Here is a 12,556-nt window from a genome sequence, read left to right as displayed (position 1 = left end):
ATAACGTGTTATAGGGAGCAAACCTGCTGCATAACACCGACGGCTGTCTCCCTAACACCGGCGGCTCGATCGGGCGCAAAGCCGCGCCCAGCCTGCGTTTCCAGGCATTGTCTGGATGTTTGCACAGCACTAAATTTCATGCAAATTGGCGCAGCGCTTGCAAGGCGCACTTTGCCTGATTGGCAGGTGGCTCGGCACCCCCAAAAGAGGGAGTCGTCGACGCAAAAGCTGACCTTCACCGTTGACCCTCCTGGTCAGCCATCGCCACGACCCAGTGCGACGCACGACAGGGCGTAGCCGACTGGTGTGTCCCCAAGCATCGCGATTAGGCCGTCACGGACTTTTCGGCGAGGGGCCCTGGTCGGGTAGTGCCCCCGGCTTCTTCCAAGCTCGGTCGTACTCGTACTTCCTCTACGCCCCACCACGCAACGATGTGCAGCCGATTCAGCCACTCATGGAGCGTGACCGGACTGTATGGGCCTAGTGAATTCCCGCTCAGGTCGCGCCGCGCAGCGCAACCGGCTTGATCTTCAGCCGCTGCGCATTGCGGCTCAGGACGTCGTCCAGGGTGGCGATGCGCTTGGCGCTCGGGGCCTCGAGGGGGCTGTTCAGGCGGGTGAGGCCTCAGAACGGAATATCGTCATCCATGTCATCGAAGCCCGTGCTGGACTTCTGGGGTGCGGGCTTGGAGGCCGCCGGGGCGCGGGCGGCCGGGCGGGAGCCGCCACCTCCTGCTTCGCTGCTGCGGCTGTAGCCCCCACTGCCTTCGTCACCACCCTCACGGCCGCCAAGCATTTGCATCTGGTCGGCGATGATTTCGGTGGTGTACTTTTCGACACCGTCCTTGTCCTGCCATTTGCGGGTCTTCAGCCGCCCTTCGACGTAGACGGATCGGCCCTTCTTGAGATACTCGCCGGCGATCTCGGCCAGGCGGTCGTAGAAGACCACGCGGTGCCACTCGGTTTCTTCCATGCGCTCGCCGGAGTTCTTGTCTTTCCAGCTGCGCGAGGTGGCGATGGTCACGTTGCAGATGGCTGCCCCGTTGGGGGTGTAGCGCACCTCGGGGTCGCGGCCGAGGTTGCCGATGAGGATGACTTTGTTGATCGAGGCCATGGCCGGCTCCTGGGTATCTGGGGGTTCAACCAGCCATTATGCCGGGCCCGGGTCTTGCAGGCGTTCCCCCATTGGCGGGCTCCGCTTACAGTTGGCAACCAGATGACCCCTCCTCACCATGAACCGGACTTCCTGGCCAATGTGCGCCGGGAGTTGAGCGACGCCCGCGCCTGGGTCGACCGCCTCATCGCGCTGGCTTATGCCGCGGCGGCCGGCCTGTTCATCGTGGGCTTCACGCTGCTGAGCAACGCCGCGCTGGCCCAGTTCGCAGGGTTGACCGGGCCCCGTCCGTGGCTGGCGCTGGTGTGGACGCCCGCCTGGGTGGTGGCCATCGTGTGGATGACGCAGCGCTTCTTTCCCGGCGCGGCCGGCTCGGGCATCCCGCAGGTCACGGCGGCCATGGATCCGTCGGTGGAGCCGGGGCCGCGCAAGCTGTTCGTCTCGCTGCGCCTGAGCTGCGCCAAGCTGGTGCTCACCTCGGGTTCGATGCTGGCCGGGCTGTCGGTGGGCCGCGAAGGGCCGGCGGTGCAGGTGGGGGCGGGCGTGATGCTGCACGCGCGGCGCTGGCTGTCGCCGCGTTCGGGCATCGACGACCGCGCGCTGCTGGCCGCCGGCGGCGCGGCTGGCATTGCGGCGGCCTTCAATGCGCCGCTGGCTGGGGTGGTGTTCTGCATCGAGCAGTTCTGGCGCGGGCTGGACAGCCGGGCCAGTTCGGTGGTGATCGGCGCCATCGTGCTGGCGGGTCTGATGGCGGTGTCGGTGTTCGGCAACGTCACCTACTTCGGGGTCATTCACGTGGGCACGCTGGATGCGGGCCTGCTGCTGCCGGCGGCCGGCGTGATCGTGGCCAGTGGCCTGCTGGGCGGCCTGATGGCGCGGTTGCTGGTGGTGTCGATGACCGGTCTGCCCGACCGGGTGAGCCGCTGGCGCGCCCGTTACCCGCTGCGTTTTGCGGCGGCCTGCGGCTTCGCCGTGGCCCTGATCGGCTGGGTGAGCGGCGGGGCCACCTCGGGCGGTGGGGAGACGCACACGCGCGAGCTGCTGGCGGGCCACGCCGACCAGCAGCCGGGGCTGTTCGTGTTGCTGAAATTCGTGGCCACCTGGCTGTCGAACTGGTCGGGGGTGCCGGGCGGGATTTTCGCGCCCTCGTTGTCCATCGGCGCCGGCCTGGGCCATGACGTGGCCGTGCTGGTGGGCCATCCGGCCACGCCGGCCTTGATAGCCATGGGCATGGCCGGTTTCCTGGCGGCGGCCACGCAGGCGCCGCTGACGGCCTTCATCATCGTGATGGAGATGGTGGACGGCCACGCGATGGTGCTCAGCCTGATGGCCGCGGCCATGCTGGCCAGCCTGGTGTCGCGCCTGCTCAGCCGCCCGCTGTATGGGGCGCTGGCGGAACTGCAGTTGCTGCGGTTGATGCCCCGCGCTCAGACCGCCGCAGACGCGGGCCCGTCGGGCGAGGCGGGCGCGGCGCGCTGACGCGAGGGCGCGCGCATCGGCCAGGCCAGCACCAGCCACAGCAGCAGGGCCGCGGCGCACACGTGGAAGACGGCGGCATAGCCCCAGTGCGTGGCCAGCCAGCCGCCCAGGGCGCCGCCGGCGAACAGGCCGAGTGATTGGGCAGTGTTGTAGATCCCCAGGGCCAGACCTTTGGCCGAAGGCGGCGCCACCCGGGACACCAGTGAGGGCAGCGAGGCTTCCAGGATGTTGAAGCCCACGAAGAAGGCCAGCAGCAGGGCCACCAGCGCGGCCGGCACCTGCCACCACCAGCCCAGGCCGGCCAGGGTGAACGCCAGCAGGGCGATGCTGCCCAGGAAGACGGCGCGCACGCGGCCGGCGCGCTCGCCCCATAGCAGTGGCGGCAGCATGAGCGCGAAGGAGGCCAGCACCACCGGCAGGTAGACCCAGCCGTGGCGCTGCACGGGCAGAGCCAGGTGCTCGACCAGGGCCACGGGCACGGCCACGAACATTGCCATCTGCACCAGGTGCAACACGAAGATGCCGCCGTTCAGGCGCAGCAACTCGGGGTGGACCACGACCTGCGTCCAAGTCAGGGGCGAGGCCGGGGGGGCTTGCCGGGGCGCGGCCGGCACCAGCCACAGCACCACGGCGATGCCACCCAGGGCCAAGACGCCGGTGAGGGCAAACACGCCGTCCATGCCAATGGCGGCATACAGCCAAGGCCCAGCCACCAGCGACAGCGCAAACACCAGCCCGATGGAGCCGCCCACCAGGGCCATGGCCTTGGTGCGCACGGTCTCGCGCGTGCTGTCGGCGATCAAGGCGGTGACGGCGGCCGACACCGCCCCCGCGCCTTGCAAGGCCCGCCCGACGATCACCCCGGTCAGGCCGTCGGCCGCGGCGGCGACGAACGAGCCCAGCGCGAACACCAACAGCCCGGCGGCGATGACGGGTTTGCGGCCGAAGCGGTCGGAGGCCCAGCCCAAAGGCAGTTGCAGCACGGCCTGCGTGAGGCCGTAGATGCCGATGGCCAGGCCCACGAGCGTGACCTGTTCGGCCCCGGGCAGGCTGCGGGCATGGACTGCGAACACCGGCAGGATCAGGAACAGCCCCAGCATGCGCAGGGCGAAAATGGCCGCCAGCCACGCGCTGGCACGGCGTTCGTCGGGGGTGAAGCGATGGTCAGGGGTGGACATGGGCGAAGCCTTCATTGTCCCAGATCGTTCGCGTCCGTGGCACCGGCGCGGGCTTGGCGTAGCATCGCGGCTTGCCTGCCGGCCCGTTCCCGTTCCCGCCCGCCCCGTGACTGCCTCCAGCGACCCGCTGTCCATCCTCCAGGAAGTCTTCGGCTACCCGGCCTTCCGTGGCCGTCAGGCCGAGATCGTCGAGCACGTGACGGCCGGCGGCGACGCGCTGGTGCTGATGCCCACCGGCGGAGGCAAGAGCCTGTGTTACCAGGTGCCGGCCATTGCCCGTCATCGGCGCCGCTGCGGCGTCACCGTGGTGGTGAGCCCGCTGATCGCCCTGATGCACGACCAGGTCGGCGCGCTGGAGGAGGCCGGCGTACACGCCGCCTTCCTGAATTCCACGCTGAGCCTGGAGCAGGCCCAGCAGGTGGAGCGCGAGATGATGAGCGGGCGCCTGGTGCTGCTGTATGCCGCGCCCGAGCGCGTGACCACGCCGCGCTTTCTCGCCCAGCTCGATTCGCTGCGAGAGCGCGGCCTGCTCAGCCTGTTCGCCATCGACGAGGCCCATTGCGTGAGCCAGTGGGGCCACGACTTCCGGGCCGAGTACCTCGGGCTGTCGGTGCTGCACGAGCGCTACCCGGAGGTGCCGCGCATCGCGCTGACGGCCACCGCCGACGAGCACACCCGCGCCGACATCCTCGCGCGACTGGCGCTGCAGGACGCGCGGGTCTTCATCAGCAGTTTCGACCGACCCAACATCCGCTACCACATCGTCGAGAAGGACAACCCGCGGGCCCAGCTTTTGCGCTTCCTGCGTGCCGAGCATGCGGGCGAAGCGGGCATCGTCTACTGTGGCAGCCGCAAGAAGGTGGAAGAGACAGCCGCTTGGCTGACCGCCGAGGGCGTCCCCGCTCTGCCCTACCACGCCGGGCTCGAGGCCGCCGTGCGCCAGCAGCACCAGGACCGCTTCTTGCGCGAGGACGGCCTGGTGATGGTGGCCACTATCGCCTTCGGCATGGGCATCGACAAGCCCGATGTGCGCTTCGTCGCCCACCTGGACCTGCCCAAGAACATCGAGAGCTACTACCAGGAGACCGGCCGGGCCGGTCGCGATGGCGAACCCGCCCAGGCCTGGATGGCCTACGGCCTGGCCGACGTGGTGAACCAGCGCCGCATGATCGACGACAGCCCGGCCACCGAGGAGTTCAAGCGTGTCCAGCGCGCCAAGCTCGATGCCTTGCTGGCCTTGGCCGAGGCGCACGACTGCCGGCGCGTGCGGCTGCTGGACTACTTTGGGGAAGGCAGCGAGCCCTGCGGAAACTGCGACAACTGCCTGAACCCGCCGGCCACCTGGGATGCCACAGAGGCAGCGCGCAAGGCGCTGTCGTGCATCTACCGCTTTCGGCCCAGGAGCTTCGGCGCGGGCCACCTGATCGACGTGCTGCGGGGTCAGCGCACGCCCAAGGTGCTGCAGTACGGGCACGAGGCGCTCAGCACCTTCGGCATCGGTGCCGATCTGTCCGAGCCGCAATGGCGCTTGGTGCTGCGTCAGCTCGTGGCGCTGGGCCATGTGGTGGCCGAGGGCGAGTTCAACACCTTGTCGCTGGCCGACAGCGCCCGCGCGGTGCTGCGCGGCGAGGTGTCGCTGCGCCTGCGCGTGCCCACCGATGCGGCGAGGGGCCGCACGGCCGGGAGCGTGCGCGGCAAGGCCGCGGCCCGGGCCGCGGCGGCCGACCTGGACGCGCCCGCCCAGGCCCGATTGCGGGCGCTCAAGGCCTGGCGCGCCGAAGTCGCCCGCGAGCACAACCTGCCCGCCTACATCGTCTTCAACGATGCCACCCTGGTGCAGATGGCGCGCGAGTGCCCTGCGAGCCTGCAGGCCCTGGCCGGCATCAGCGGTGTCGGGGCCAAGAAGCTGGAGGCCTACGGCCGAGAACTGCTGCGCGTGCTCGACAGCGTTTGACCTGTGCGAGCACGACCGCAGCGCTGTTGCGGCGCGGCAAGCCCCGAGGGATCGGAGGGTTTTCGGCCCCCGACAATGTAACAAGGCGCAACATTCGTCGTGAACGTCATGACCTCTTGTCACACTTCGCGTTGGTGCTTTGCCGGCATGATCCCGGTGGGGCCGCCGATCCTTCGATGAATCAGGAGAGAACGACCATGCAAGAGACACCGACCTCGCTGCCGCGCCGCCACCTGCTGGTGGGCAGTGCCAGTGCGCTGGCCGGCGTGGGCTTGGCCACCTGGACCCAAGGGGCCGTGGCCCAGGCCGCCACACCCAAGCCGCTGCCGGCCTTCGTGAGCTGGAAGGACGCATCGGCCCTCATCGTGCACAGCAGCAGCACGCTGGAGACCAAGCGCAGCGCCTTCGGCACGAGCGTCATCACGCCCAGCGAGCAGCTCTTCATCCGCAACAACCTGCCGGCACCGGACCCCTCCATCCTCGACAACCGCGATGCCTGGACGGTCTCCTTCCAGGGCGTGAAGTCGCCGCGAGACCTCACCCTGGCCGAGTTGAAGACGCTGGGCATCGAGACCGTGGCGATGGTGCTGCAGTGCTCGGGCAATGGCCGCGGCTTCTTCCCGCACAAGCCCAGCGGGACGCCCTGGACGGTGGGGGCGGCTGGCTGCGTGGTCTGGAGTGGCGTGCCGCTGAAGAACGTGGTGCAGGCCCTGGGCGGCCTGGTCGATGGAGCCCGCTACATCACCGGCACCGGCGGCGAAAAGATCCCCGAAGGCGTGGACCCGAACTCGGTGAAGGTCGAGCGCTCGGTGCCCATCGCTGCGCTCGAAGACGCACTGCTGGCCTGGGAGCTCAACGGCTCGCCGATCTCGCTGGCCCATGGCGGTCCGCTGCGCCTGATCGTGCCGGGCTACACCGGCGTGAACAACATCAAGTACGTCAAGAACGTGGCCTTCACGCCGCGCGAGACCACGGCGGGCATCATGGCCAACCGCTATCGCGTCAGCCCCGTGGGTGCCAAGGGCGGCCCCGAGCACGAGTCGGTGCTGGGCATGAACGTCAAGTCCTGGATCAACGGCCCGCTGTCCGAGCAGGGCCCGGTCAAGGCCGGCCGGGTGCAGATCCATGGCGTGGCCTTTGGCGGCATCGAAGCGCTCAAGGGCGTCGAGGTGTCGATCGACGGCGGCAAGACCTGGCAGCCCGCCCGCCTGGTAGGCCCAGACCTCGGCAAATACGCCTGGCGCCAGTTCGTGTTCTCGGCCGACCTCAAGCCTGGCACCTACACCCTGGCCAGCCGCGCCACCGATGCCAAGGGCAATGTGCAGCCCGAGCAGCGCATGGAGAACCAGGACGGCTACAACAACAACAGCTGGGCCGACCACGCGGTGAGGATCACCGTGGCCTGAGCTCGCGGCGCGGGGCTCTGCGCAGGCCCCGCGTCTCGAGCCCTCGCGCGCCGCTTGCGGGCGGCGTGCGGCCTGCCCCGCTTTGCTGCTGACGTTCCCCCGATGTCTCGACGGTCCTTCCCAACGACTCTTCGCCTGCGTGCCGCCGTCGCGGCGGCCTTGGCCGGTTTGGCGCTGGGCGCCCAGGCCAGCGAAGCCGACAAGTTGGCGCTGGGCAAGCAATTGTTTCTCCGGGGGGCCACGCCAGCCTGTGCCGTCTGCCATGCCCTGGCCGACGCCGGCGCGCAGGGAGCCGTGGGCCCCTCGCTCGACGAACTGCGCCCGGATGCCGAGCGCGTGGCCAAGGCGGTGCGCAACGGCTTCGGCATCATGCCGGCCTACGAGCAGACCCTCAGCGCCGCCCAGATCGAGGCGCTGGCGCTGTACGTGGCGCACGCCACCGGCGCGAAGCGCTGAGCCCGGGCCCCGGTGCCCGGCCTTGGGCCCAGGCGCGTCAGGGTCACCGCCCGCGGCGCGGGCATTTCGACTAGGGTGTGGGTTCGACGGGCCGCGGAGCCGCCGCGGCCTGCGGCAACCCCCCTTGCGAGGAGACCTGGCATGAAGCGCAGCGCATCGGCCGCCTGGAATGGCGGCCTCAAGGACGGTCAGGGCCGTCTTTCCGTGTCAAGCGGCCTGTTCACCGAGGCCCCCTACGGCTTCGGCACCCGCTTCGAGAACGGCCCGGGCACCAACCCGGAAGAGCTGATCGCCGCCGCCCATGCGGGCTGCTTTTCGATGGCCCTGTCGGCCCAGCTGGGAGCGGCGGGTCTGACGGCGCGCAGCATCCGCACCACCGCCACGGTGTCGCTGGAGAAGGTGGGCGACGGCTTTGCCATCACCGCGGTGCATCTGGACCTGGTGGCCGCGATCCCCGGGGCGGACCGGGCTGCCTTCGAGGCGGCCGCTCAGCGCGCCAAGGAGGGCTGTCCGGTGTCCAAGGTGCTCAATGCCACGATCACGCTGGATGCCCGGCTGGAGGCCTGAGCCTCGATCCGGCCCGTTACCATCGTCGGCAGTGATCTCGGCAGGAGCAGGTGATGAAATGGGCGGTGATGGGCGCGGGCGCGGTGGGGGGCTACTACGGCGGCATGCTGGCGCGCGCCGGGCATGAGGTGGTGCTGGTCGGGCGGCCCGCCCATGTGCAGGCCATCGGCGCCCGGGGCCTGCGGCTGCAGACCACGACTTTCGATGAGCACGTGGCCGTGCAGGCGGCCACCGACGCGGCGGCGGTGGCCGGCGCCGAGGTGGTGCTGTGCTGCGTGAAGTCCTCCGACACCGAGGCCGCCGCGCGCGCGATGCAGCCGCACCTGCGCGCCGACGCCCTGGTGCTGAGCTTGCAAAACGGCGTGGACAACGCCGAGCGGCTGCGCACGGTGCTGGCGCAGGAGGTGCTGCCGGCCGTGGTGTATGTCGCCACCGAGATGGCCGGCCCCGGCCACGTGCGCCACCATGGCCGCGGCGAGCTGGTCATCGGCCCCTCGTCACGCAGCGCCGGCCTGGTCGAGGCTTTCGGCGCAGCCGGCGTGCCGGTGCAGGTGTCCGACAACGTGGCCGGCGCGCTGTGGGCCAAGCTCGTCCTCAATTGTGCTTACAACGCCCTGTCGGCCATCGCCCGCCTGCCTTACGGCCGGCTGGTGCAGGGCGAGGGGGTGGCCGAGGTGATGCGCGACGTCGTGGACGAGTGCCTGGCCGTCGCCCGGGCCGAGGGGGTGGAGGTGCCCGGTGATGCGCACGAGGCGGTGCGCCGCCTGGCCGGGACGATGCCGGCCCAGTTGTCCTCCACCGCGCAGGACCTGCTGCGCGGCAAGCCCACCGAGATCGACCACCTCAACGGCCTGGTGGTGCGCCGCGGCGAGGCACGCGGCGTGGCCACGCCCGTCAACCGGACCCTGTGGGCGCTCGTGAAGTTGATCGAAGCCGGCCCGGTCAGGGCGTGAGGGTGACGCTGACGGTGGCGCTGTCGGTGCGGCGGCCCACCACATCCACCGCGCGCGCGAAGTAACCCACGGACCCGCTCGCGTCAGCGGGCAGCACGGTGCTCCAGGTGTAGGGGCTGCGTCCCACGCTGCCCAGCAGCACGCTGCCGTTGTCACTGCGGCGGTAGAAGATCACCTCGTCGATGCCCTGGTCGTCGCTGGCCGCCGCCGACAGCGTGACCGTGGCGCCCGCGGGGGCGCTGGTCGGGGCCACGACCAGGGAGACGTCGGGGGCCCTGCGGTCCCAGCCGTCTTCCCAGCCGATCCAGCCGTGGTCCCACCCCAAATAGATGCCGCCGCCGCAGCCGCTCAGGACGGCCAGCGCCAAACCGGCCAGCCAGGCGCGGTGGCGGGAGGATGCGGATCGATCAGGACGTGCCATGGCCCCATCGTAGCGCCACCGTCGGCCGCGCGCCTGCGGGCCCCTGCCAAGCACGGACCGGCCGCCGGACTATGATGCTTGGTTTTTCCCAGCCTGCAGCGATCCATGTCTCAGCGACCGCCAGCCGTCCCGAGTCTGCCGACCGATTGGCCATTGATCCGCGTGCGCGGCGCTCGCACCCACAACCTCAAGAACATCGACCTCGATCTGCCGCGCCACAAACTCGTGGTGATCACGGGACTGTCGGGCTCGGGCAAGTCCTCGCTGGCCTTCGACACGCTCTATGCCGAAGGGCAGCGCCGCTATGTCGAAAGCCTCTCGGCCTATGCGCGGCAGTTCCTGCAGCTCATGGACAAGCCCGACGTGGATGTGATCGAGGGCCTGAGCCCGGCCATCAGCATCGAGCAGAAAGCCACCAGCCACAACCCGCGTTCCACGGTCGGCACGGTCACCGAGATCCACGACTACCTGCGCCTGCTCTATGCCCGCGCGGGCACACCCTTCTGCCCCGACCACGACCTGCCGCTAGAAGCACAGAGCGTGAGCCAGATGGTCGATGCTGTGCTGGCCCTACCCGAGGACACGCGACTGATGATCCTCGCCCCCGTGGTGCGTGACCGCAAAGGCGAGTTCGTCGAACTCTTCCAGGACATGCAGGCCCAGGGCTTCGTGCGCTTTCGCATCGGCTCGGGCGGCGAGCCCGGTGTCGTCTACGAGGCGGCTGACCTGCCCCCGCTGAAGAAGACCGAGAAGCACGACATCGACGTGGTCGTGGACCGCCTGAGAATCAAGCCGGGACTGCAGCAACGCCTGGCCGAGAGCTTCGAGGCCGCGTTGCGCATCGCCGATGGCCGTGCGATCGCGCTGGAGATGGACTCGCTCGCCGAGCACCTCTTTTCCAGCAAGTTCGCCTGCCCGGTGTGCAGCTACTCGCTGGCCGAGCTGGAGCCGCGTCTGTTCTCGTTCAACTCGCCGGTGGGCGCCTGCCCCAGTTGCGACGGGCTGGGCGAGGTCACTGCTTTCGATCCCGAGCGCGTGGTGGCTTTCCCCTCGCTGAGCCTGGCCAGTGGCGCGATCAAGGGCTGGGACCGCCGCAACGCCTACACGTTCTCGATGCTCGAAAGCCTCGCGCGGCACTACGGCTTCGACCTCGACACGCCCTTCGAGGATCTGCCCGAGCCGGTCCGCCGGGTGATCCTCTACGGCTCGGGCGAGGAGGCCATCGAGTTCGTCTACGAGGCCGACGGCAGCGGCGGCCGCAAGCGCAGCGTGAAGCGCAGGCATCCTTTCGAAGGCATCTTGCCCAACTTCGAGCGCCGCTGGCGCGAGACCGACTCCGTGGCCGTGCGTGAGGAACTGGCCCGCTACCAGAGCAACAAACCTTGCCCCGACTGTCACGGCACGCGATTGCGTCGCGAGGCTCGCCACGTGCGCTTGGTCGATGCCGTCAGCGGCCGGGGCACGCCGATCTACGAGATTTCGCGTGCCACCCTGGCCGAGGCCTTGCGCACCTTCGAGACACTGCGGCTCAAGGGCGCCAAAGCCGAGATTGCCGACAAAGTCATCCGAGAAATCCGCTCGCGCCTGAGCTTCCTCAACAACGTCGGGCTGGACTATCTGAGCCTGGATCGCAGCGCCGACACCTTGAGCGGCGGGGAGGCTCAGCGCATCCGCCTGGCCAGCCAGATCGGCTCGGGCCTGACGGGCGTGATGTACGTGCTCGACGAGCCCAGCATCGGACTGCACCAGCGCGACAACGACCGGCTCATCGGCACGCTCAAGCACCTGCGTGACCTGGGCAATTCGGTGCTGGTGGTCGAACACGACGAGGACATGATCCTCGCGGCCGATCATGTGGTGGACATGGGCCCGGGCGCCGGCGTGCACGGCGGGCGCGTCATCGCCCAGGGAACGCCCGCCGAGGTGGCGGCCCACGAGGACTCCCTCACCGGCCGGTACCTGGCGCGCAAACTGAAGATCCCGGTGCCGTCGCGACGCCGGCGCCTGGCCGACAGCACCGACCCGCAGGTGCTGCGCATCGTCAACGCACGCGGCAACAACCTGCGCGGCGTCACGGTCGAGATCCCGGTGCGCCTGTTCACCTGCGTGACCGGCGTGTCCGGCTCGGGCAAGTCCACGCTGGTCAACGACACGCTGTATGCTGCCGTGGCGCGCAAGCTCTATCAGAGCCACCTGGAACCAGCGCCGCACGACGAAATCGAGGGCTTGGAGGTCTTCGACAAGGTCATCAACGTCGATCAGTCGCCCATCGGCCGCACGCCGCGCTCCAACCCGGCCACCTACACCGGCCTGTTCACGCCCATCCGCGAGTTGTTCGCCGAGGTGCCCATGGCGCGCGAGCGCGGCTATGGCCCAGGGCGTTTCTCTTTCAACGTGGCCGGCGGGCGCTGCGAAGCTTGCCAGGGCGACGGCGTGATCAAGGTGGAGATGCACTTCCTGCCGGACGTGTACGTGCCCTGCGACGTCTGCCACGGCCGGCGCTACAACCGCGAGACCCTGGAGGTGCTCTACAAGGGCAAGAACATCACCGAGGTGCTCGATCTCACCGTGGAAGATGCCCACGAATTCTTCAGCGCGGTGCCGGCGATCGCACGCAAGCTCAAGACCCTGATCGACGTGGGCCTGGGCTACATCCGCCTGGGGCAGAGCGCCACCACATTGTCGGGCGGCGAGGCGCAGCGCGTGAAGCTGGCGTTGGAGCTGTCCAAGCGCGACACCGGCCGCACACTGTACATCCTGGACGAGCCCACCACCGGGCTGCATTTCCACGACATCGGGCTGCTGCTGCGCGTGCTGCACCAGTTGCGTGACCACGGCAACACCATTGTCGTGATCGAGCACAATCTCGATGTCATCAAGACCGCCGATTGGGTCATCGACATGGGCCCCGAGGGCGGGGCCGGCGGCGGCACCGTGGTGGCCGCCGGCACGCCCGAGGACATCGCCCGCCATCCTGCGAGCCACACCGGCCGCTACTTGCGGCCGCTGTTGGCGTGAGCCGGCTCGCG

10 protein-coding genes and 1 pseudogene are annotated in these 12,556 nt (G+C 69.4%); 7 read left to right on the top strand and 4 right to left on the bottom strand.

Annotation, left to right across the window (positions count from 1 at the left end; translation table 11 throughout):
• Nucleotides 1-257: 257 nt before the first annotated feature.
• Nucleotides 258-499: pseudogene (locus tag ACK4ZD_RS12145) on the bottom strand (hypothetical protein); the annotation flags it as partial.
• Nucleotides 500-624: 125 nt separating this feature from the next.
• Nucleotides 625-1,113, bottom strand: coding sequence for a single-stranded DNA-binding protein (ssb, locus tag ACK4ZD_RS12140; RefSeq protein WP_409662353.1), 489 nt, complete (start codon nt 1,111-1,113; stop codon nt 625-627).
• A 102-nt stretch (nt 1,114-1,215) separates the two neighbouring features.
• Here ssb and ACK4ZD_RS12135 point away from each other — a divergent pair, with 102 nt between their 5' ends.
• A complete protein-coding gene (locus tag ACK4ZD_RS12135; protein ID WP_409662350.1) occupies nt 1,216-2,592 on the top strand; it encodes a chloride channel protein in 1,377 nt (458 codons plus the stop codon).
• Here the strand turns inward: ACK4ZD_RS12135 and ACK4ZD_RS12130 are convergent.
• Nucleotides 2,541-3,770 (bottom strand): MFS transporter, encoded by a 1,230-nt coding sequence (locus ACK4ZD_RS12130; protein ID WP_409662347.1) that lies wholly within the window; start codon nt 3,768-3,770, stop codon nt 2,541-2,543. The genes ACK4ZD_RS12135 and ACK4ZD_RS12130 overlap by 52 nt on opposite strands.
• Nucleotides 3,771-3,876: 106 nt before the next feature.
• Here ACK4ZD_RS12130 and recQ point away from each other — a divergent pair, with 106 nt between their 5' ends.
• From recQ to ACK4ZD_RS12105, 5 genes are all read left to right on the top strand, one after another.
• Nucleotides 3,877-5,724 carry a DNA helicase RecQ gene (recQ, locus tag ACK4ZD_RS12125; RefSeq protein ID WP_409662344.1) on the top strand — a complete coding sequence of 616 codons (1,848 nt, stop codon included), beginning with the start codon at nt 3,877-3,879 and terminating at the stop codon, nt 5,722-5,724.
• A gap of 197 nt (nt 5,725-5,921) precedes the next feature.
• Nucleotides 5,922-7,130, top strand: a complete 1,209-nt coding sequence (locus ACK4ZD_RS12120) for a sulfite oxidase (RefSeq protein ID WP_409662340.1) — start codon at nt 5,922-5,924, stop codon at nt 7,128-7,130.
• A 102-nt stretch (nt 7,131-7,232) separates the two neighbouring features.
• The gene (locus ACK4ZD_RS12115) at nt 7,233-7,586 is read left to right on the top strand and encodes a c-type cytochrome (RefSeq protein ID WP_409662337.1); all 354 of its coding nucleotides are present in this window, start codon (nt 7,233-7,235) and stop codon (nt 7,584-7,586) included.
• A 141-nt stretch (nt 7,587-7,727) separates the two neighbouring features.
• Nucleotides 7,728-8,153: an OsmC family protein gene (locus ACK4ZD_RS12110; RefSeq protein WP_409662334.1), complete on the top strand. Its 426-nt coding sequence runs from the start codon at nt 7,728-7,730 to the stop codon at nt 8,151-8,153.
• Nucleotides 8,154-8,206: 53 nt separating this feature from the next.
• Nucleotides 8,207-9,106 carry a ketopantoate reductase family protein gene (locus ACK4ZD_RS12105; protein ID WP_409662331.1) on the top strand — a complete coding sequence of 300 codons (900 nt, stop codon included), beginning with the start codon at nt 8,207-8,209 and terminating at the stop codon, nt 9,104-9,106.
• On the opposite strand, the gene ACK4ZD_RS12100 is transcribed toward ACK4ZD_RS12105, so the two are convergent.
• Nucleotides 9,096-9,527 carry an Ig-like domain-containing protein gene (locus tag ACK4ZD_RS12100; protein ID WP_409662328.1) on the bottom strand — a complete coding sequence of 144 codons (432 nt, stop codon included), beginning with the start codon at nt 9,525-9,527 and terminating at the stop codon, nt 9,096-9,098. The genes ACK4ZD_RS12105 and ACK4ZD_RS12100 overlap by 11 nt on opposite strands.
• A gap of 105 nt (nt 9,528-9,632) precedes the next feature.
• Here ACK4ZD_RS12100 and uvrA point away from each other — a divergent pair, with 105 nt between their 5' ends.
• On the top strand, nt 9,633-12,545 hold the full coding sequence (gene uvrA / locus ACK4ZD_RS12095; protein WP_409662325.1) for an excinuclease ABC subunit UvrA: 2,913 nt from the start codon (nt 9,633-9,635) through the stop codon (nt 12,543-12,545).
• Nucleotides 12,546-12,556: the final 11 nt, after the last annotated feature.

This window comes from Caldimonas sp. (assembly GCF_046291045.1).
Taxonomy (GTDB): domain Bacteria; phylum Pseudomonadota; class Gammaproteobacteria; order Burkholderiales; family Burkholderiaceae_C; genus Caldimonas.
Note: the sequence above shows the minus strand (reverse complement) of the source record. Positions and strands in the feature narration are given on the sequence as shown.

Coding starts and splice junctions, on each gene's coding strand:
- ACK4ZD_RS12120 (WP_409662340.1), top strand. CDS start 5,922: ATGCAAGAGACACCGACCTCGCTGCCGCGCCGCCACCTGCTGGTGGGC.
- ACK4ZD_RS12130 (WP_409662347.1), bottom strand. CDS start 3,770: ATGTCCACCCCTGACCATCGCTTCACCCCCGACGAACGCCGTGCCAGC.
- ACK4ZD_RS12110 (WP_409662334.1), top strand. CDS start 7,728: ATGAAGCGCAGCGCATCGGCCGCCTGGAATGGCGGCCTCAAGGACGGT.
- ACK4ZD_RS12115 (WP_409662337.1), top strand. CDS start 7,233: ATGTCTCGACGGTCCTTCCCAACGACTCTTCGCCTGCGTGCCGCCGTC.
- ACK4ZD_RS12135 (WP_409662350.1), top strand. CDS start 1,216: ATGACCCCTCCTCACCATGAACCGGACTTCCTGGCCAATGTGCGCCGG.
- ACK4ZD_RS12105 (WP_409662331.1), top strand. CDS start 8,207: ATGAAATGGGCGGTGATGGGCGCGGGCGCGGTGGGGGGCTACTACGGC.
- ACK4ZD_RS12100 (WP_409662328.1), bottom strand. CDS start 9,527: ATGGCACGTCCTGATCGATCCGCATCCTCCCGCCACCGCGCCTGGCTG.
- ssb (WP_409662353.1), bottom strand. CDS start 1,113: ATGGCCTCGATCAACAAAGTCATCCTCATCGGCAACCTCGGCCGCGAC.
- uvrA (WP_409662325.1), top strand. CDS start 9,633: ATGTCTCAGCGACCGCCAGCCGTCCCGAGTCTGCCGACCGATTGGCCA.